Annotated in this window: 20 protein-coding genes; 4 read left to right on the top strand and 16 right to left on the bottom strand. The window is 71.7% G+C overall.

Going from position 1 to position 18,165, the window contains the following annotated elements; all coding sequences use genetic code 11:
* Window positions 1-30 precede the first annotated feature (30 nt).
* The 8 genes from P5G50_RS00790 to P5G50_RS00755 form a co-directional block, all read right to left on the bottom strand.
* The gene (locus tag P5G50_RS00790; RefSeq protein WP_301209788.1) at window positions 31-978 is read right to left on the bottom strand and encodes a hypothetical protein; all 948 of its coding nucleotides are present in this window, start codon (window positions 976-978) and stop codon (window positions 31-33) included.
* 113 nt (window positions 979-1,091) lie between these two features.
* Window positions 1,092-1,703 (bottom strand): ATP-binding cassette domain-containing protein, encoded by a 612-nt coding sequence (locus tag P5G50_RS00785; protein ID WP_301209787.1) that lies wholly within the window; start codon window positions 1,701-1,703, stop codon window positions 1,092-1,094.
* Window positions 1,700-2,722: a peptidoglycan-binding domain-containing protein gene (locus P5G50_RS00780; RefSeq protein ID WP_301209786.1), complete on the bottom strand. Its 1,023-nt coding sequence runs from the start codon at window positions 2,720-2,722 to the stop codon at window positions 1,700-1,702. The genes P5G50_RS00785 and P5G50_RS00780 overlap by 4 nt, the downstream gene beginning before the upstream one ends.
* A gap of 40 nt (window positions 2,723-2,762) precedes the next feature.
* Window positions 2,763-3,377 carry a hypothetical protein gene (locus P5G50_RS00775; RefSeq protein ID WP_301209785.1) on the bottom strand — a complete coding sequence of 205 codons (615 nt, stop codon included), beginning with the start codon at window positions 3,375-3,377 and terminating at the stop codon, window positions 2,763-2,765.
* Window positions 3,377-3,685, bottom strand: coding sequence for a lactococcin 972 family bacteriocin (locus tag P5G50_RS00770; RefSeq protein WP_301209784.1), 309 nt, complete (start codon window positions 3,683-3,685; stop codon window positions 3,377-3,379). The genes P5G50_RS00775 and P5G50_RS00770 overlap by 1 nt, the downstream gene beginning before the upstream one ends.
* An 81-nt stretch (window positions 3,686-3,766) precedes the next feature.
* Window positions 3,767-4,282 (bottom strand): Dps family protein, encoded by a 516-nt coding sequence (locus tag P5G50_RS00765; protein WP_301210032.1) that lies wholly within the window; start codon window positions 4,280-4,282, stop codon window positions 3,767-3,769.
* A 178-nt stretch (window positions 4,283-4,460) separates the two neighbouring features.
* The gene (locus P5G50_RS00760; protein ID WP_301209783.1) at window positions 4,461-4,898 is read right to left on the bottom strand and encodes an SRPBCC family protein; all 438 of its coding nucleotides are present in this window, start codon (window positions 4,896-4,898) and stop codon (window positions 4,461-4,463) included.
* A gap of 44 nt (window positions 4,899-4,942) precedes the next feature.
* Window positions 4,943-6,403, bottom strand: a complete 1,461-nt coding sequence (locus P5G50_RS00755; RefSeq protein ID WP_301209782.1) for a phytoene desaturase family protein — start codon at window positions 6,401-6,403, stop codon at window positions 4,943-4,945.
* A 272-nt stretch (window positions 6,404-6,675) separates the two neighbouring features.
* Here P5G50_RS00755 and P5G50_RS00750 point away from each other — a divergent pair, with 272 nt between their 5' ends.
* A complete protein-coding gene (locus P5G50_RS00750) occupies window positions 6,676-8,829 on the top strand; it encodes a DEAD/DEAH box helicase (RefSeq protein WP_301209781.1) in 2,154 nt (717 codons plus the stop codon).
* A gap of 110 nt (window positions 8,830-8,939) precedes the next feature.
* Here P5G50_RS00750 and P5G50_RS00745 read toward each other — a convergent pair whose 3' ends face one another.
* Window positions 8,940-9,839, bottom strand: a complete 900-nt coding sequence (locus P5G50_RS00745; RefSeq protein WP_301209780.1) for an aminoglycoside phosphotransferase family protein — start codon at window positions 9,837-9,839, stop codon at window positions 8,940-8,942.
* A gap of 202 nt (window positions 9,840-10,041) precedes the next feature.
* On the opposite strand from P5G50_RS00745, the gene P5G50_RS00740 reads away from it, so the two are divergent.
* Window positions 10,042-11,409, top strand: coding sequence for a pyridoxal phosphate-dependent decarboxylase family protein (locus P5G50_RS00740; RefSeq protein ID WP_301209779.1), 1,368 nt, complete (start codon window positions 10,042-10,044; stop codon window positions 11,407-11,409).
* Between the two features lie 81 nt (window positions 11,410-11,490).
* On the opposite strand, the gene P5G50_RS00735 is transcribed toward P5G50_RS00740, so the two are convergent.
* From P5G50_RS00735 to P5G50_RS00725, 3 genes are all read right to left on the bottom strand, one after another.
* Entirely contained in the window at window positions 11,491-11,745 is a 255-nt protein-coding gene (locus P5G50_RS00735; RefSeq protein WP_301209778.1) for a DUF6458 family protein, read from the bottom strand.
* 13 nt (window positions 11,746-11,758) lie between these two features.
* Window positions 11,759-11,923: a hypothetical protein gene (locus P5G50_RS00730; RefSeq protein ID WP_185276055.1), complete on the bottom strand. Its 165-nt coding sequence runs from the start codon at window positions 11,921-11,923 to the stop codon at window positions 11,759-11,761.
* An 85-nt stretch (window positions 11,924-12,008) separates the two neighbouring features.
* Entirely contained in the window at window positions 12,009-12,572 is a 564-nt protein-coding gene (locus P5G50_RS00725) for a MarR family winged helix-turn-helix transcriptional regulator (RefSeq protein WP_301209777.1), read from the bottom strand.
* A gap of 129 nt (window positions 12,573-12,701) precedes the next feature.
* Between P5G50_RS00725 and P5G50_RS00720 the strand changes: the two genes are divergently transcribed.
* Window positions 12,702-14,138 (top strand): serine/threonine-protein kinase, encoded by a 1,437-nt coding sequence (locus P5G50_RS00720; RefSeq protein WP_301209776.1) that lies wholly within the window; start codon window positions 12,702-12,704, stop codon window positions 14,136-14,138.
* Between the two features lie 11 nt (window positions 14,139-14,149).
* Here P5G50_RS00720 and P5G50_RS00715 read toward each other — a convergent pair whose 3' ends face one another.
* Window positions 14,150-14,836: a GNAT family N-acetyltransferase gene (locus P5G50_RS00715; protein WP_301209775.1), complete on the bottom strand. Its 687-nt coding sequence runs from the start codon at window positions 14,834-14,836 to the stop codon at window positions 14,150-14,152.
* 146 nt (window positions 14,837-14,982) lie between these two features.
* Between P5G50_RS00715 and P5G50_RS00710 the strand changes: the two genes are divergently transcribed.
* Complete coding sequence (locus P5G50_RS00710; protein WP_301209774.1) at window positions 14,983-15,951, top strand: diacylglycerol/lipid kinase family protein; 969 nt, start codon at window positions 14,983-14,985, stop codon at window positions 15,949-15,951.
* A gap of 1 nt (window position 15,952) precedes the next feature.
* Here the strand turns inward: P5G50_RS00710 and P5G50_RS00705 are convergent, their stop codons facing one another.
* The 3 genes from P5G50_RS00705 to argG form a co-directional block, all read right to left on the bottom strand.
* Complete coding sequence (locus tag P5G50_RS00705) at window positions 15,953-16,138, bottom strand: hypothetical protein (RefSeq protein WP_301209773.1); 186 nt, start codon at window positions 16,136-16,138, stop codon at window positions 15,953-15,955.
* A 25-nt stretch (window positions 16,139-16,163) separates the two neighbouring features.
* Window positions 16,164-16,607 carry a MarR family winged helix-turn-helix transcriptional regulator gene (locus P5G50_RS00700; RefSeq protein ID WP_301209772.1) on the bottom strand — a complete coding sequence of 148 codons (444 nt, stop codon included), beginning with the start codon at window positions 16,605-16,607 and terminating at the stop codon, window positions 16,164-16,166.
* A 104-nt stretch (window positions 16,608-16,711) separates the two neighbouring features.
* Window positions 16,712-18,148 (bottom strand): argininosuccinate synthase, encoded by a 1,437-nt coding sequence (gene argG, locus P5G50_RS00695; protein ID WP_301209771.1) that lies wholly within the window; start codon window positions 18,146-18,148, stop codon window positions 16,712-16,714.
* Between the last annotated feature and the right edge of the window lie 17 nt (window positions 18,149-18,165).

The raw sequence follows: 18,165 nt of genomic DNA, 5'->3' as shown, positions 1-18,165 counted from the left end.
AGAATCGCGCCGGCTGGCAGGAGGCCGCGCTCAGCGAACCTTGAAGTAACGGAACAGGTGCTGTTCGCGCGTCATCGCCATTGCGAGAGCGGCGCCTGCCGACGTGCCGAGCACTGCCGGAGCCGCCGCGGCGATCCCCGCCGGGAACACCTCCCACGGTGCTTTGCCGAGCGCGACGGCGGCGAGCCAGATGCAGGGCAGCGCGAGAGCGGCGCTGAGAGCACACCAGAGTGACGTCTCGACAAGGAGGATCGCGAGCGACGCCCGGCGAGACACGCCCGCGTGCAGCGCCGAGGCGAACTGGAGGCGGCGCGCGCGAGTGGCCACGACGCCCAGGGCGAGTCCGGCGAGGGACGCGACCCCGCCGGCGAAGCGGGTGATCCGCTCCGCGAACAACGTGTCACCGTGGAACCCGGTGCCGAGCCTGCTGTTGAGTTGCGAGATGGATGGTGGCTTCGCCTCGGCCACCGACAAGGTGCGGGTCAGCAATAGAGCGCTGATCACCTCCTCGGTCGGAGGCCACACGCTCACCCAGCATTCGTCGTACGGCCTGTCGGGCAGAACAGGGGAGACCACGGCATACGACAGGCCAGGACGTCTTCCGTCGTCCGGCCAGGGATACACGCCGCCCACGGGAACGGTGCTCGTGCCGGTGGCGATACTCCTGGAGGAGGTCAGACCGAGGGAGGTCGCTGCCTCCGCTCCGACCAGGACCCCCGCACGACGGGGCGGGGCTCCGAGTATGTGGACGAAGCCCGGTGACGACTCCTCCACCGGTAGCGGAGCAGAAGAAAGCACGGTCGCCCGGAGAGGAGTGGATGTTGCGCGCAGCGCACCCGCGGCGACGACTCCCGGCAGCTGCGCCAGGCCGTCGCAACGCGACCCATCGACCTGGCCGTCCGCCGTCATGATCGTGATCGACGCGCCAGTCGACCGATACGCCTCCGCGGCCGCAAGCGACTGGCAGATCGAGGACATGTCAGCTCCACTCAGGAGCAGCATGACAAGGGCGAGCGTGATGGCAAGCGTTCTGGCTCGAGACGTGCCCGTCAGGGTGTTCCGCCAAGCTTCCCGGAGAACGGCGCGGAGTCTCATGCCTGCGCCGATCCGGTCGAGTAAGCGTCCAGCGCGATGTGATCGGTGCAGGCATCACGTGTGCGCGGATCGTGCGTGGCCACGACGACGATCGTGTGGTCGGCGGCGATCGCGCGGATGGCCGTGTTGACGGTTGCTGCGGTGCGCTGATCCAACTGTGCGGTCGGCTCGTCGACGAGCAGCAGATGAGGTGCGGAGGCGAGTCCGCGTGCCAGCATGAGGCGTTGCGCCTCTCCTCCCGAGAGCTCGTGGAATGCCCGATCGGTCAGGGTGTGCAGGCCGACCGTCTCGAGATGCCGTTCCGCCATCTCGTCGGCCTCCCTCGTGCTGAGGCCATGGGCGAGCAAGGGCAGTACGACATGATCGCGCGCGGTGCGGTGCGCGGTGCCGTGCGGATTCTGGAAGACCCAAGCGGTACGGAGGTCCTTCGGACGTTCGACAGCGCCCTCTCGTGGCGGGAGCCAGCCGGAGAGGATCGACAGCAGCGTGCTCTTGCCGGAGCCCGAGGGCCCCGTCAACGAATAGACGGCCCCCGGCGTGAGCGTACGGGTGAGTCCGCGGAACAGCCACTCGTCCGAGTAGCGGTGTCCGACACGCTCCAACGTCACGTGCACGGCGTCTCCGTCCGGTGGCCCAGCGCGACCCGCTTCGGCGCCGGGCCCTCGAAGGTCACCATCGTCTGCCCAAGCCGTGAGCCCAGAATTCGCACGGGGTAGGACCGTGTCCCGGAGTGCACGCAGCCGTGCGAGCCGGACAGTCCGTCTACTGCCCCGGGGGGCACGATCGAAACGGCGACGGGCTCGGCCAGGATGAGGCGTCCGCTGATCCGGCCCAGGCCCTGAGCGCCTCCTGCGGCCGTGTCGGCGCCTCCCGAGTCGGCGGATGGTCCCGAGCCGGCAGCAGCGAGGGCGGCCAGCCCGCCGGGGTCTCTGATCGTTCCGGAGGGGTCGACGAGGACACGCGCCCCGGCTGCCTCGACAACGCGGTCTCCGTCTACCAAGTCGGTCGGCATGGAAACCACTGACGCGGTGGGAGCAATACTTGTGAAGGCGCCCAGGATGGCTCCCGCGGATGTAAGGACGCCGACGGCCAGGTCGCACGATGCCACCGTCGAGGAGGGGGCCGGCAGCCAGAGCACCGACGACGCCGGGATGACGGCCGTCGGTTCGAGGTCCATGCCGACGCTCTCGAAGGCCGACCGCGCGGCAGCGAGCGTGTTGGCCCCCACCTCGCCGTCGCGCGCGACGGGATAGCCGAGCCTGGTCAGCTCGTCCTGCAGGGCGAGTACGTCGGCCCCTCGGCTGCCGGCGTTCAGATCTCGCCAGAGCGGCACGCTGGTCGCCAAGGCCAACCGCGGCACGCCGTCGATGGAGAGCGGGGCGCTCCCTGACGCGAATGTGCTCCCGGGCTGGCAGTCGAATGCGGTCAGCCGCCCACCGGCGGGCGCGGTGATCGGAACAGGCGTCGGACTCGACACCGCCACACTCACCTCTCTCGCGTCGTCGAAGACGTCGTGGCCCACCGCGACCTCGGCGATCGGTGCAGCGTGGCGCAGATCGGCGGGAGGAGGCACGACTGTCGCTGCCGAGACTGCGCCACCTCCCGCCGCCGCGACGAGAACGGCCACTGCGAGCCATCCCAGGCCGAAGCCCCGTGACGGCGGCCTCTTACCCACCCAGGCGCCCGCTCGGATCGGTGTTGCAGCGCTGCGCTTTCTCGGACTTCTCCTGATTGGTCTCGAACGAGAAGTCCCCGGCGTAGTAGTCCTGCACCGTATAGCCCTTCTCCACCAGTCCGTTGCGCTTGAAGCACTCGACGATCAAGGGCACCTGGTCGGTGTTGGCAGGATTCGTCCGGGCGTTCCAATAAAGGAAGGCGATGGGGAACTCGCCCGACGTCTCACTGCATTCCTGCGCGGCCTTGTGGGCGGTATCAGCCGTGAGCGGTGGTTTGAACGATGTCTCGGAGCCGAACTGGTCGTACCTAGTGAGCGTGATGCCGCCCGCCTTGAGGCACTCGGTGTATGCGGCCCTCATCTCTGCGTATTCCTGGTCCGAGATCGTGCCGTCGGCCAAGGCGGCCCGGATCGCTTCCGTAGTCGCTCGCTCGTACTCCCGCTGGAACTCCGCCGCCCAGGGACCGGTGAGGTGAGGTGCCTCACCTCGCGCCGGTGTCGAGCGGGACGGCGAGGACGCCGTCGAAGCGCAGCCTGCCGTGAACGGTGCGATGACGACGATGGAGGCAACGACTGCGAGGTGACGCCGGCTCGCGAGCCCGTGCATCACTGGACGTCGTAGTACGACGCGTTGCCCCAGGTGCTCGCCACCGTCGACGCGAGCGCCCAGCGAGCAGGGACCGTCCACCCCGAGTACGAGCATGCGCCCGTCGAGCAGGCGGTCGACTTATGCGTCCGCGTCATGTGGTGGTAGTCCGACTTGACGAAGTCGGTCCCACCGCCGCCCCACTTGACTCCGTAATCCCATGTACCGCCTTCGGGATAGGCGACGGTGGCGTTGGCGGCGGTTGCGCCACCGAGCACCACCAGGGCGGCCAATCCCGAGGCGACCAGTGAAATCGTGAGCTTCTTCATGCATGTCCTCTCGTTCCGGGCCCTGATGACCCGGAACGAGAGTGTCATGAAATGAACAATCTTGTCTAGTACATATAAATGTCAGGCGCGATTCGGCGTGCGGTTCTCCGCGCTCACCATCCAGGCCAGCTGCTCCAGGCGCTCGATGATGGCGTGGAGGATGTCGGCCGAGGTCGGATCCTCCTCGTCGACGTCGTCGTGCACGTCGCGCATGGTGCCGACCACGGCCTCCAGGCGCTCGGTGATCAGGTCGACGGTCTCGGCCGTGTCGACCTCGCCGTTCGGGAACTCGGGGAGGCTCGTCTGCTCCGCCACGGTCGCGCTGCGGCCGTCCGGGGTCGCGTGCAGCGCGCGCAGGCGCTCGGCGACGTCGTCGCTGAACTCGCGCGCGGCCTCCACGATCTCGTCGAGCTGCAGGTGCAGGTCGCGGAAGTTGCGGCCCACCACGTTCCAGTGCGCCTGCTTGCCCTGCAGGTGCAGCTCGATCAGGTCGACGTGCACGCGCTGGAGGTTCTTCGCCAGCTCGGGCGATGCCACGAAGCCGCGCTCCGCGTGCTCCCGCCGCGTGGAGGCCACGCCCACGTCGCTGCGTCGCACGCTCGTCGTGCGCGGGCCGCTCTTCGCCGCCGTCTTGGTGTCCTTCGTGCTCTTGTCCGCCTTGGTCGCCGTCGCCACGATCGGTTCTCCTTCTCGTTCGCTTACGATGTCGGGCCTCACGGTAGGCCGGGATCGGGGCGGGCAGAACCGGGTTGACAGCCGGCGTCCAGCTCGCGGCCTACTCCTGCCGGCCGACGGCCACCCATTCGAGCCGCCGCAGGGTCTCGCGGTTGCGGATGTCGAGGATGACGTCGGCGACCGGCTTCGGGAGCAGCGCCGAGAACCCCGAGGTCGGGTGCTCCTCCATCCGAACCACGCTGCCGTCGCCGCGCGGCTTGACCTCGATGGTCACGCGCTCCTCGCCGAACGGCCGCGTCTTGGCCTGCAGCACCATACGCCGCGGCGGCGTCCACTCGTCGACCCTGGTCTCGTCGTTCAGCACGAGCGGCCAGACGCCGATGGAGTGGTGGAGGCGGCAGCCGGCCTCCGGGTAGCCGTCGTCGGCCGCGCGCAGCCGTGACGCGCCCACCACCCAGGTCGGGTACAGCCACGGGTCGGCCAGCACGGCGAAGATCTGCTCGGGGGTCGCCTTCATGCGGCGGATGGTGACGGACATGGGAGCCTCCAACGGGTCGGGATCGGGCGACGCGGCGCAAGGGATCAGGCGGGCGCGAGCGATGGCATGCTGCGGAACCCGAAGTCGTGGCGCAGCGCGCTGCGAGCGGCGTAGTAGCCGCCGAGCCCGTGCACCCCCGGGCCGGGCGCGGCGGAGGCGGACGCGAGGTACAGGCCCTGGCCGGGCATCCGCCACGGGTCGGGCGAGGCGACCGGGCGCGCGATCAGCTGCGAGAAGCTCGGCAGGCCCGTGGAGATGTCGCCGCCGCTGTAGTTCGGGTTGTACGCCTCCATGTCGACCGCCGTCTTCACCGCGGTGGCGAGGATGAGGTCACGGAACCCGGGAGCGAACCGCTCGATCTGGCGGATGACGGCCTCGGTGCGGTCGTCGCGCGAGCCGGCCGGGACGTGCGTGTACGCCCACAGCACGTGCTTGCCCGCCGGGGCCCGCGAGCCGTCGAACAGCGACGGCTGCGAGACGAGCACGTACGGGTCGTCGCTCTCGCGGCCGGAGGCGACCGTCGTCTCCGCACGGGCCACCTCCGAGCGGGTGCCGCCGAGGTGCACGGTCGCCGTCTCGTTGAGCTCGGGGTTCGCCCACGGCACCGGGCCGGAGAGCGCGAAGTCGACCTTGCAGACGCCGTTGCCCGAGCGGAACCGGGACACCCGGCGCAAGTAGGAGGCGGGCAGGCGGTCCTGCGCGAGCCGCGCAGCAGCCTCCACATGCGTATCGAAGACGAGGACGCGGGCGTCGGGGAGGTCGGCGAGGCTCTGCACGTCGACGCCCGTCACCAGCTCGCCGCCGTGGGCCACGAGGTCGTCGACCATGGCGGTCACGATCGACTGCGACCCGCCGATCGGCACGGGCCAGCCGCGCGCGTGCGCGTAGGAGGCGAGCGTGAGCCCCGCGGCCGCTCCGGCGACGCTGGGGAGGGGGAGGGTCGTATGCGCGAACACGCCGGTCAGCATCGCGCGCGCCTCCTCGGTGCGGAACGGGATGTTCCACCACGGGCCGCCCTGCGCGATCGCCGTGAGCCCGAACCGCGCCGCGACCAGCGGATGCCGCGGCACCTGGAACAGCTGCGAGCCGGTGAACTGCGCGACCGCGTCCGCCTCGCGGGCCAGCGGCCCGATGATCGCGCGCCACGCGGGGCCGTCGACGCCGAGCGCGTCAGCGGTGCGCTCGAGGTCGAGGTAGGCGACGGCCGCGCGTCCGCCGTCCAGAGGATGGGCGTAGGAGGCCGTGGGCGTCACGAACCGCACCCGCTTGTCGAGCTCGAACCTCCGGAAGAAGCCGGAGGCGAACGCGAGCGGGTGCACCGCGGAGCACTGGTCGTGCAGGAATCCGGGCAGCGTGAGCTCGTCGGTGCGCATCCCTCCGCCCGGCGTCGCGTTGCGTTCGTAGACGCGGACGGAGAGCCCCGCCCTCGCCAGCGTCAGCGCGGCCGCGAGGCCGTTGGGTCCGGAGCCGATCACGATCGCGTCGAGGGCGTCGATGGAGGGCATGACCCCTTTGTACCCCTGGCACCCAGGATTCGGAGGGTCTCGCCGATCAGCAGACGCTTCACAGCATCCATCCGGTAAGCTCGATCAGTCGGCTCTTGACACCGCGTTCTGTTGCGCGGATGGGTTTGTCAGTCAAGCGGGCCGGTTCCGCACCCGATCGGCGGTGCGGATCATCACGATGTGAACGGCCCCAGGCGATGCTCTGCCGGGGATTCTCCGGTGCGTTTCTGCGCGCCGCCGCGCACCAGAAACGAACCCAGGAAGAATCACGCATGCCCCCGTACAAGAAGAACGACCGACGCGGCGCCCCCGCCGCCCGCGGCGCCTCCGCCTCCGCAGGCAGCCGCAGCCCGAAGCACCGCGGCTACCGCGCCGAGGAGCCGGCCGCCGGCAAGAAGGCGCGCTGGACCGACGAGGACCGCGCCGCCCGTGGCCGCGCGACCTACGGCAGCCGTGACGAGTCCGGCTCCGGCCGCGGCCGTGGCGAGCGCCCCAACTGGGAGCCGCGCGGCAAGGACGCGCGCCGCACCGAGCGCGAGTGGGAGCGCCGCGACCGCGCGGGCGAGCGCCCGCGCCGCGAGTACGACCGTGACGAGCGTCCGCGTCGTGACGGCGACGACCGTCCGCGTCGTTCGTTCGACCGTGACGAGCGTCCGCGCCGCGAGTTCGACGACCGTCCGCGTCGGTCGTTCGACCGTGACGAGCGTCCGCGTCGTGACGCCGACGACCGTCCGCGCCGCTCGTTCGACCGCGACGACCGTCCGCGTCGTCAGTTCGATCGCGACGACCGTCCGCGCCGCGACTCCGATGACCGTCCGCGTCGGTCGTTCGACCGCGACGACCGTCCGCGTCGGTCGTTCGACCGCGATGAGCGTCCCCGTCGCTCCTTCGATCAGGACGAGCGTCCCCGCCGTCAGTTCGACCGCGACGACCGCCCGCGTCGTGACTCCGACGACCGTCCGCGTCGTTCGTTCGACCGCGACGAGCGTCCCCGTCGCTCCTTCGACCAGGACGACCGTCCCCGTCGTCAGTTCGACCGCGACGACCGCCCGCGTCGTGACGCCGACGACCGTCCGCGCCGCTCCTTCGACCGCGACGAGCGCCCCCGTCGCTCTTTCGATCAGGGCGAGCGCCCGCGCCGCGACTCCTCCTTCTACCCGTCCCGCGACGAGAAGCCGGCCTTCACGCCGACCGACGACGTCGTTCTGGAGCGCCTCGAGGCCGAGGCCATCGAGGCGGCGGATGTCGAGGGCGTGACCTTCGGCGACCTGGGCCTCGGCGGCAACATCGTGCGCGCGCTCGCCGAGCTCGGCGCCGAGACGCCGTTCCCGATCCAGGCCGCGACCGCGCCCGACGTGCTCGCCGGCAAGGACGTGCTCGGCCGCGGCCGCACCGGCTCCGGCAAGACGATCGCGTTCGGCGCCCCGATGGTCGAGCGCCTCATGCAGCTCTGGGCGGAGTCGGGCAAGGCGGGCGGCAAGCGCCAGCTCGGCCGTGCCCCCCGCGCGCTGATCCTCGCCCCGACCCGTGAGCTCGCCCTGCAGATCGACCGCACGGTGCAGCCGATCGCTCGCAGCGTCGGCCTCTTCACCACGCAGATCTACGGCGGCGTGCCGCAGGGCCGCCAGGTGGGTGCGCTGCAGCGCGGCGTCGACATCGTGATCGGCACCCCCGGCCGCATCGAGGACCTCGTGGAGCAGGGCCGTCTCGACCTCAGCGAGGTCGTCATCACGGTGCTCGACGAGGCCGACCACATGTGCGACCTGGGCTTCCTGGAGCCGGTGCAGCGCATCCTGCGTCACACCGCCGACGGCGGCCAGAAGCTGCTCTTCTCGGCGACGCTCGACAAGGGCGTTGCGCAGCTGGTGGACGAGTTCCTCGTCGACCCGGCCGTGCACGAGGTGGCGGGCGAGGACCAGGCGTCCTCGACCATCGACCACCGCGTGCTCGTGATCGAGCACCGCGACAAGGGCGCCATCATCGAGCAGCTCGCCGACCGCGAGGGCAAGACGCTCGTCTTCGCCCGCACCCGCGCCTTCGCCGAGATGCTGGCCGATCAGCTGGAGGACGCGGGCATTCCCGCGGTCAGCCTCCACGGCGACCTGAACCAGTCGCGCCGCACGCGCAACCTGTCGCAGCTCACCAGCGGCCGCGTGAACGTGCTGGTCGCGACCGACGTCGCCGCCCGCGGCATCCACGTCGACGACATCGACCTGGTGATCCAGGCCGACGCGCCGGACGAGTACAAGACGTACCTGCACCGCGCCGGTCGCACCGGCCGCGCCGGCAAGCAGGGCACGGTCGTCACGCTGATCCCGCGCCACCGCCAGCGCCGCATGAACGAGCTGCTGGAGCGCGCCGAGATCGAGGCCGACTTCGTCCCGACCGCGCCGGGCGACGACCACCTCCTGACGCTCGCCCAGTAACCTCCCCTTCCCCTCCCCCCCCAGGCAGGCAACAGCCGAGTACGCAGAAAATCCCCCGGAAACCGCCGAGTACGCAGACAATCTGCGTACTCGGCGGCTTGCTAGGTGGGCTAGGCGAGCTGGGTAAGGGCGTGACGGCCGAGCGAGGCCATGCGGGGGTTGTCGTCGGAGTGCGCGGCCAGCGCCGAGCCCATCGTGACCGCCCAGCCGCGGGCGCGGGTCCAGGTCGCGGCCCACTGGTCGGCATCGGCGCAGGGAGGCTGCGGCATGGCCGCGCGGAACGCCTCCCGTCCCTCCTCGTCGAACGTCAGCCAGGCCGTCGCGAGGTCGGTCGCCGGGTCGCCCGCGGTCACGTCGCCGAAGTCGAGCACGGCGGCCAGCCCGCCGGAGGAGCTCAGCAGCAGGTTGCCGGGGTGGAGGTCGCCGTGCAGCCACAGCGCCGGCCCGTCCCACGGCGGCGCGGCCAGGGCCTCCGCCCAGGCAGCGCGCAGCGGCGCGACGTCGAGCCGCGTGGAGAGCCGGTCCAGCCGCTCCTGCACCGCGGCGTCGCGCGTGATCAGCGGCACCCCGCGCACCGGGTTGTGCGGGGCGTCGGCGGGTGCCGGCACGTGCAGCCGGCCGACGAACGCGGCCAACTCGTCCGCGATGCCGCGCCGCGCCGCGCCGTCCACCGCGGCGCCGTCCACTCCCTCGAACCAGGGGAGGATGCTCCACGCCCACGGGAACGTCGCGCTCGGTACACCCACCCGCACCGGCGCGGGCACGGGCACGCCGACGCGCGCCGCGATCGCGGGGAGCGCCCGCTGCTCATGCTCGACCAGATGGGCAGCGGCCTCCCGGCGCGGGATTCGAACGGCCAGGTCGTCGCCCAGCCGGAACACCCGGTTGTCCCAGCCGTCGGACACCAGCCGCAGCGGCGCGGCGAGGTCGGGGTGCTGCTCGGCGATGAGGCGTGCGACCAGCGGCTCGTCCGCCGCGATGTCGGCCTCGGGGGTCAGGTTCGCGCGCACCGTCCGACGCTAGCACCCGTGCCGGCGCCGCCGTCGAGTGGTGGCATCTCGTGGCGTCTGGTCGCGCGAACTCGCAACTAGTCACGCCTCAACGCACCAAGCGCGCGCAAAACGTGCACGATGCGGCGATCACGCGCACAAAAGATGCGCCTGCATACGCGAACCTGCACGCCTCGTGTGGAAGCATTGCTGCGGAGGTTCCATGAACAACACGCCCGACCGCATGCACGCCGTCACCCCCGAGACCCGCGGTCTCGTCGACCTCGTGCTCGACTACTCGCGCCGCCGCATCCTGAGCACCGACACCCCGCTCGACAAGCCGCTGCCCGAGTTCGAGCTGCGCCGGCTCGCCGGTCAGACCGTGTCGGAGGAGGGGATGGGCGGCGAGCGCGCGCTGGCGCTGTTCGAGCACGTCCTGGCTCCGGCGTGCATCACGACCGACCACCCGCAGTACCTCTCGTTCATCCCGACGGCTCCGACGAAGGCGGCCACCGCTTTCGACCTCGTCGTCTCCGCGAGTGCGGTGTACGGCGGCTCATGGCTGGAGGGATCCGGCGCCGTCTACGCCGAGAACCAGGTGCTGGCGTGGCTGGCGAGCGAGTTCGGCCTCCCGAAGACCGCCGGGGGCGTATTCGTGCAGGGCGGGACGCTGGGCAACCTGTCCGCGCTCGTCGCGGCGCGCGAGACCGCGCGGGCCGACCGCGGCAACCCGGCGGGCCGCTGGGTGATCGTGTGCAGCGCGGAGGCGCACTCCTCGGTCGCCTCGGCCGCCCGCGTCATGGACGTCGACGTGGTCGCGGTGCAGCCCGGCGAGTCGGGCGTGCTGACCGGCGACGTGGTGCGCCCGGCGCTGGAGGAGTACGGTCCGGCGGTGTTCGCGGTGGTCGCCACCGGCGGTTCGACCAACTTCGGGATCGTCGACGACATCGCCTCCATCGCCGAACTGAAGACGGAGCACAGCTTCTGGCTGCACGTCGACGGCGCCTACGGCCTCGCCGGGATGCTGTCGCCGCTGGGACGACCGCTGTTCGCGGGTGTCGAGGAGGCCGACTCGGTCATCGTGGACCCGCACAAGTGGCTGTTCGCCCCGTTCGACGCCTGCGCCCTGATCTACCGCGACCCCGAGACCGGGCGCCGCGCGCACACGCAGCACGCCGAGTACCTCGACACGCTGACCGAGACGGCCGAGTGGAGCCCGTCCGACTACGCCGCGCACCTCACCCGGCGCGCACGCGGCCTTCCGTTCTGGTTCTCGCTCGCCAGCCACGGCGCGAAGGCGTACCGGGAGGCCGTCACGGCCTCCCTCGAGCTCGCGCAGCGCATCGCGGCCGAGATCGAGCGGCGCGACGGGCTGCGGCTGGTGCGCCGCCCGCAACTGTCGGTCGTGGTGTTCGAGAAGGACGGCTGGACCAAGGAGGACTACGCCCGCTGGTCCGCGCGCCTGCTCGACGAGCAGCGCGCCTTCGTGACCCCGAGCTCGCACAACGGCCGCCCGAACACGCGGTTCGCCATCCTGAACCCGCTGACGCGGTTCGAGGACCTGGTGGCCATCCTCGACTCGATGGAGTGACCCGAGCGCACCGCCCCGCGCAACGCGACGAGCCCCGCACCGGATTCCGGTGCGGGGCTCATCCCATCGAGAGAGGGGGTGTCAGACGATGTCGTCCGACTCGCTGCTGCGGCGGGTGACCCGCTCGCCGGTCGCAGGATCGACCGCCGTGCGTGTCGTCGCGACCGAGCTGCGACGCCGGGTGAGCAGGACGATCCCGATGATGATGCCGACGGCGCCGGCGATCATCAGGATGTAGCCCACCAGGTGGAGGTCGACCCAGTCGACCTGGACGTTCAGTGCGAACGCGAGGATGGCGCCGATGACGAACAGCACGATCCCCGTGCCGAGGCTCATGGAGAGCCTCCTACTAGACCCGGCGGCTGCCGGTCAGCAGCCGCACCAGCCAGACGATCACCGCGAGGACGAGCAGGATGATGCCGACCCAGAGCAGGAAGTTCAGGGACGAGACGAAGCCGCCCGTGAGCAGAAGGATGATGGCGATGATGGCGATGATGATGAGCAGGATGTTCATGGAGAAGTGTCCTTTCCTTGACACGATCCACCCAACAACTCGTTCATTTGCCTAGCAATCCCCTTGACTTGGGGAGGGCTTCGTCCTAGTCGTTCGCGGTGCGCGACGAGATGCGGTCCACCGTCTCGCGCATCTTCTGCAGGAACCGCGTGACGGTCTGCGCCTCGTCGGGACTCAGCTCCGCGGTGGCCGCGGCGATCTGCTCCTGGGCGGCCGCAAGCAGCGGGCCGGTGTCGCCGAGAGCGGCGGTGGTGGGCACGAGTTCGGTCGACCGCTTGTCGACGAGGCTCGGGCGCCGCTCCACGAATCCGCCGCGGACGAGACGGTCGATCAGGGCGCTGGTGGAGGCGCTGGATACTCCCAGATAGGCGCTCACGTCCTTCGCGGCCGTGGGGCGGCCGGCGGCGGTGTTGTCGAGGATGAGGCGGAGCGCCAGGAGGTCGTTGTCGCCGATCCCCATCGCGGCCCCGGTCCGGCGGCGCATCGCGGCCTCTGCCGCCCGGTACACCTGCAACGCCTCGAGCACGTCGCTGTCGGGACGGGGAGCACCGCCCGGGCTGATGGCACCCTCCCGGTCGGTGGCGCCGCCCGGGCGCGGGCCGCTCGCAGTCTGATCCTGCGGCTCCTGCGGCTCCCGAACGTGCTCCACGCGTTCCACTGAGGCCCTACCGACGCGAGGATGCAACCGGGTCGCGCCGGACTGTGAGCGTATTCACGGCCACGCGAATTCCGACTCCCTGGGTGGGCCCGCCTCCCTGACGCGCGTATGCTCCCCGACGTGGAAGACGGACTCCTGCTCGGCCGGTACGAGCTGCACGAACGGCTCGGCCGCGGCGGCATGGCATCGGTGTACCGCGCCCTGGACACCCAGCTGGGCCGCTCGGTGGCTGTCAAGCTCTTCCCCGCAGGCACGGCCGTCGACGACGCCCGCCGCCGCGCGGAGGCCACCCTGCTCGGCAGGCTGAGCCACCCGCATCTGGTCGCGCTGCACGATGCCCACCTGGCCGCCGAGGGCGACACGACGCCGACCTTCCTCGTGCTGGAGCTGGTGGAGGGCAGCGACCTGCGCTCCCGCATGGCCGACGGGCCGGTGGCGCCGGAGCTCGCCGCGACGATCGCGACCGACATCGCCGACGCGCTCGTCGCCGTCCACGAGGCGGGGATGGTCCACCGCGACCTGAAGCCCGCCAACATCCTCGTCGCCGATCCCGCGGTGCCCGGCGGCCGCCCGATCGTCAAGCTCGCCGACTTCGGGATCGCGCACCTCGTCGGCGCGGAGCGGCTCACCACGGTCGGCACCATCATCGGCACGGCCGCCTACCTGAGCCCCGAGCAGGCGTCGGGGGCGGAGGCCGGGCCTCCCGCCGACATCTACGCCCTGGGTCTGGTGGTGCTGGAGGCGCTCACCGGCCGCACGGAGTTCCCCGGCACGCCCGTGGAGGCGGTGGCGGCCCGCGTCATCCGCGACCCGCGGATCCCGGGGAGCCTCCCCGAGGACTGGCGCGGCCTGCTCGCCGCGATGACGGCCCGCGACCCAGCACTCCGGCCCACGGCCCTCGAAGCCGCGATCATGGCGCGCGAACTGGCGCCCCAGCTCGCCGGGTGGACCCCGGATGCCGCGGAGAGGGGGGAGACGGAGCAGGAGGAGACGCGCGTGATGGGCGGCGTCTCGGCCGGGGTCACGGTGATCGGAGCCGCAGACGGTGGCGCAGCGGCCATGACCGGGCCGGCCGGCTTCTCGGGGCGACGGGCCGCAACGGTCGGCACCACGGCGCCGACCGCGCCGCTCTCGCGTCCGCGTCGCACCCGGCGTCGCCGCACGGCGCTCGGGCTCGTGGTCGGTGGAGGCATCGCGGCGGTCGCCGCGACCACGCTCGTCGTCGGCAGCCTCCTCGCGCCGGCTCCGGCGGCCCCGGGCACGGAGACCGTGCACACGCCGCGCCCCACGCCGACGGTGCAGGCGCCTCCCGCCACGGTCGCTCCGGCCGTCGCGCCCGACACGCAGACCGTCCCCGATGACGCCCAGCCGGCGGTGGACGACAACAGCGGCCAGGGGAGCGGCGACCAGGGTAGCACCGGATCGGGTAACGGGAACGGCGCCGGAGACGGCCCGGCCAAGGAGGCCAAGCAGGACAAGCCGGCCAAGCAGGACAAGCCGGCCAAGGGCAACGGCCCCGGCAGCAACAGCGGCAAGGGCAAAGGCGCGAAGAAGTAGCGCCGGAGGGCCTACCCCGCCCGGCACACCAGGATCGTGACCGAGCGCCGCGCCCGGAAGCCGAGCCGCTCGTACACGGCCACCGCCCGGTCGTTCGCGGCCTCGACGTGGAGGAAGGGCCGCTCGCCGCGGGCGACGATGCCGGCCATCACGGCCGCCATCGCCTGCGCCGCGTAGCCGCGCCCGCGGAAGGCCGGGTCTGCGCACACCGCGCTCACCTCGCACCAACCCTCCGGCCGCATCCGCTGGCCGGCCATCGCCGCCAGCCGGTCCCCGACGCGGACACCGTGGTAGCCGCCGAACTCGATCGTGCGCTCCAGGAACGGGCCGGGCCGGGTGCGCTCCACGAGGTCGAGCGCCTCCGGCACATCGGCGTCGCCGAGGGGGACGAGGCGCGCCTCGCCGTCGAGCGCGGGCAGCACCGGCGCCTCCGGCCGTTCGTAGACGTACTGGACGGCGTCATAGGCTGCGAGCGTCTGCCAGCCCGCGGGAGGCTCGTCGGCGAAGACACCGACGGTCGCGCCGGCGCCCACGACCTCGCCGAGGTGACGGAAGGCCGCCGGATCGCCGGGATCGGCGACCGCGGCGAAGGGGGACACGTCCGCCCGGTAGCGGCGCGCGCGATCGTCGCCGATCGCGAGCGACCGGTGCGCGCCGGTCAGCGCGTGCCAGGCGGGGTTGTCGAGCAGGTGGTGCATCCCTCCAGCCTGGCATGACGCGGAGCCGGGTTACGCAGCGGTTCCACCGCAGGTACTGTCGGGAGGCACCGCCTGTCGCGGGGGACCGCACGCAGCCTCTACCTCCCCGCACGGCACGTCCGCCCGCCGCACCCCGAAGGAACCGCATGAGCACTGCCGCGATCGTCGTCAATCCCGTGAAGGTCGACGCGGACGCCCTGCGCGCCGCCCTGACGGCCGCGGAGGAGCGCTGGGGCTGGGAGCCCACCCACTGGATCGAGACCACCGAGGAGGACCCGGGAACCGGTCAGACGCGCGAGGCCCTCGACCGCGGCGCCGACGTCGTGATCGCGGCGGGCGGCGACGGCACCGTGCGGACGGTCGCGGAGGTGCTGCGCGGCACGGGGACCCCGTTGGCCCTGCTGCCCAGCGGGACCGGCAACCTCCTCGCCCGCAACCTCGACCTCACCCTCGACGACGTCGACCACGCGCTCGACACGGCGCTCAACGGCACCGACCGCCCCATCGATGTCGGCGTCGTGGAGCTGCGCGACGCCGACGGCGACAACCGCACGCGCCGCCACGCCTACCTCGTGATGGCCGGCCTCGGCATCGACGCCCAGATGATCGCGGCCACCGACGACGACCTCAAGGCCAAGGCGGGCTGGCTGGCGTACGTGAAGGCGATCGGGAAGGTGCTGCGGGACAAGAACGAGCTGCGGCTGCGCTACCAGCTCGACGGCGGGCGGGTGCACGGGATGCGCGCCCACACGGTGCTCATCGGCAACTGCGGCAGCCTCCCCGCCAACATCCTGCTGCTGCCGGAGGCGGCGGTGGACGACGGCGAGTTCGACATCGTGGTGCTGCGGCCGGAGGGGTTCGTCGGCTGGGTGCAGATCATCGTCAAGATCTTCTGGGAGAACGGCATCATGCGCCGCACCTCCGTCGGCCGCCGGCTGATGGGCGAGAACAAGGAGGTGCGCGCGATGAACTACCTCAAGGGCCGCGAGTTCGTGCTCAAGCTCAGCCGCGCGCAGGAGGTCGAGTTGGACGGCGACCTGTTCGGCCGCGCCTCCGCCCTCAAGACGTGGATCGACCCGCGCAGCCTGAACGTGCGGGTGCCGAAGGACGCCTGAGTCAGTCGCAGTAGTCGATGATCGACGGCTTGTCGGAGGTCGCGATCTGCTCGACGGTGCGGGCGCCGGACGCGTTCGGCGCGACCTGGAACACCAGGTACCGTCCGTCGACCGGGCCCAGGAAGTACGTCGCAGAGCCGCCCGGGGTGCCGTCGAGGACGCCGTCCCCGTGCATGAGCGGTGTCATGGGAATAATGGCCGCCGCCGACCGCTCAGCGACCGCCCGGCAACGATTCGGCCACGATCTGGATCAGCGCCCGGCGCAGCGCGTCGCGGTCGTCGACCTCGGGGAACACCTCGTCCTCCAGGCCGCTCACGCCGGCGAAGGCGTCGCGCCCGGCCGGGGTGACGGCGAGGACGTGGCGGCGGCGGTCGCGGGGGTCGGGGGTCCGGGTGACGAGGCCCTCCCGCTCCAGCCGGTCCACCGTGCGCGACATGGTCTGCGCCTCCACCTGGGCGATGCGCGCGAGGTCGGCCTGCGAGCTCACGCCGTTCTCGAGCAGGTGCAGCACGATCAGGCCGGCGTGGGTGAGGCCGCGGGCCTCCAGGGCGTCGGCCCAGGCACGCTCGACGGCGCGGGAGGCGGCGCCGAGCAGCCGGCCGAGCGGCCAGTTCTCGGGGCGGTGCACCTCCGCCTCGACAGCGTCGCGAGTCATGCCCTCATCCTACGAGCCGTGCCAGCCCCGTCGAGTTGACGAGACACGCCGCCTGGGCGGGTGCCCAGGCGGCGTGTCGTGACGAATGGATGGGGCGGCGCCGGTCAGTCGGTGCCGGAGTCGAACGCGGCGCCCTCGGAGCTCGCGTCGATCTCGCGCGACAGCTCCTCGTCGGCCGGTGCGACGTCGACCTCGAGGATCGCACGGGCGCTGCCCTCCTCGAGCGCACCGACCAGCTCGCCGGTCGGGCCGCCGATCAGGCCGGCCGCAGCGTACTGCTCCAGCCGCGCGCGGGAGTCGGCGATGTCGAGGTTGCGCATGGTCAGCTGGCCGATGCGGTCGCCGGGACCGAACGCGGCGTTGCCCACGCGCTCCATCGACAGCTTGTCCGGGTGGTAGCTGAGCGCCGGACCGGTCGTGTCGAGGATCGTGTAGTCGTCGCCACGGCGGAGGCGGAGGGTGACCTCGCCCGTGATCGCCGAGCCGACCCAGCGCTGCAGCGACTCGCGCAGCATGAGCGACTGCGGGTCGAGCCAGCGGCCCTCGTACATGAGGCGGCCGAGGCGGCGGCCCTCGTTGTGGTAGTTCGCGACCGTGTCCTCGTTGTGGATCGCGTTGAGGAGGCGCTCGTAGACGATGTGCAGCAGCGCCATGCCGGGGGCCTCGTAGATGCCGCGGCTCTTCGCCTCGATGATGCGGTTCTCGATCTGGTCGGAGGCGCCGAGCCCGTGGCGTCCGCCGATCGCGTTGGCCTCGAGCACGAGCGCCACCGGGTCGTCGAACTCGACGCCGTTGATGGCGACCGGGCGGCCGGCCTCGAAGCGGACGGAGACCGTCTCCGGGGTGACCTCCACGTCCTCACGCCAGGCGGCGAGCCCCATGATCGGGTCCACGATGTCGAGGCCGGCGTCGAGCTCCTCCAGGCGCTTCGCCTCGTGGGTGGCGCCCCAGATGTTGGCGTCGGTCGAGTACGCCTTCTCGGTGGCGTCGCGGTACGGGAAGCCGCGCGCGACGAGCCACTCGCTCATCTCTTTACGGCCGCCGAGCTCCTCGACGAACGCCGCGTCGAGCCACGGCTTGTAGATGCGCAGGCGCGGGTTGGCGACCAGGCCGTAGCGGTAGAACCGCTCGATGTCGTTGCCCTTGTAGGTGGAGCCGTCGCCCCAGATCTCGACCCCGTCCTCCATCATCGCGCGCACCAGCATGACGCCGGTGACCGCGCGACCGAGCGGGGTGGTGTTGAAGTACGTCTTGCCGCCGGAGCGGATGTGGAAGGCGCCGCACTGCAGCGCGATCAGGCCCTCCTCGACCAGGGCGCGCTTGGCGTCGACCAGCCGGGCGATCTCGGCGCCGTACTGGCCGGCGCGGCCGGGGACCGAGGCGATGTCGGGCTCGTCGTACTGCCCGATATCGGCGGTGTAGGTGCAAGGGATCGCACCCTTCTCACGCATCCACGCGACCGCGCAGGAGGTGTCGAGACCCCCCGAGAACGCGATCCCGACTCGCTCGCCGACCGGAAGACTGCTCAGAACCTTGGACACGGCATCCAGCTTAGCGG

It is taken from the genome of Leifsonia williamsii, from assembly GCF_030433685.1.
Classification (GTDB): Bacteria; Actinomycetota; Actinomycetes; order Actinomycetales; family Microbacteriaceae; genus Leifsonia; species Leifsonia williamsii.
The sequence above is the reverse complement of the archived record's forward strand: the minus strand, read 5'-3'. Positions and strand labels throughout refer to the sequence as shown.

What these genes read in the sequence shown, in the direction of transcription:
- P5G50_RS00740 (WP_301209779.1), top strand. Translation starts at nt 10,042, where the DNA reads ATGAACAACACGCCCGACCGCATGCACGCCGTCACCCCCGAGACCCGC.
- P5G50_RS00760 (WP_301209783.1), bottom strand. Translation starts at nt 4,898, where the DNA reads ATGTCCGTCACCATCCGCCGCATGAAGGCGACCCCCGAGCAGATCTTC.
- P5G50_RS00755 (WP_301209782.1), bottom strand. Translation starts at nt 6,403, where the DNA reads ATGCCCTCCATCGACGCCCTCGACGCGATCGTGATCGGCTCCGGACCC.
- P5G50_RS00770 (WP_301209784.1), bottom strand. Translation starts at nt 3,685, where the DNA reads ATGAAGAAGCTCACGATTTCACTGGTCGCCTCGGGATTGGCCGCCCTG.
- P5G50_RS00715 (WP_301209775.1), bottom strand. Translation starts at nt 14,836, where the DNA reads ATGCACCACCTGCTCGACAACCCCGCCTGGCACGCGCTGACCGGCGCG.
- P5G50_RS00710 (WP_301209774.1), top strand. Translation starts at nt 14,983, where the DNA reads ATGAGCACTGCCGCGATCGTCGTCAATCCCGTGAAGGTCGACGCGGAC.
- P5G50_RS00735 (WP_301209778.1), bottom strand. Translation starts at nt 11,745, where the DNA reads ATGAGCCTCGGCACGGGGATCGTGCTGTTCGTCATCGGCGCCATCCTC.
- P5G50_RS00730 (WP_185276055.1), bottom strand. Translation starts at nt 11,923, where the DNA reads ATGAACATCCTGCTCATCATCATCGCCATCATCGCCATCATCCTTCTG.
- P5G50_RS00790 (WP_301209788.1), bottom strand. Translation starts at nt 978, where the DNA reads ATGTCCTCGATCTGCCAGTCGCTTGCGGCCGCGGAGGCGTATCGGTCG.
- P5G50_RS00750 (WP_301209781.1), top strand. Translation starts at nt 6,676, where the DNA reads ATGCCCCCGTACAAGAAGAACGACCGACGCGGCGCCCCCGCCGCCCGC.
- P5G50_RS00705 (WP_301209773.1), bottom strand. Translation starts at nt 16,138, where the DNA reads ATGACACCGCTCATGCACGGGGACGGCGTCCTCGACGGCACCCCGGGC.
- P5G50_RS00775 (WP_301209785.1), bottom strand. Translation starts at nt 3,377, where the DNA reads ATGCACGGGCTCGCGAGCCGGCGTCACCTCGCAGTCGTTGCCTCCATC.
- P5G50_RS00700 (WP_301209772.1), bottom strand. Translation starts at nt 16,607, where the DNA reads ATGACTCGCGACGCTGTCGAGGCGGAGGTGCACCGCCCCGAGAACTGG.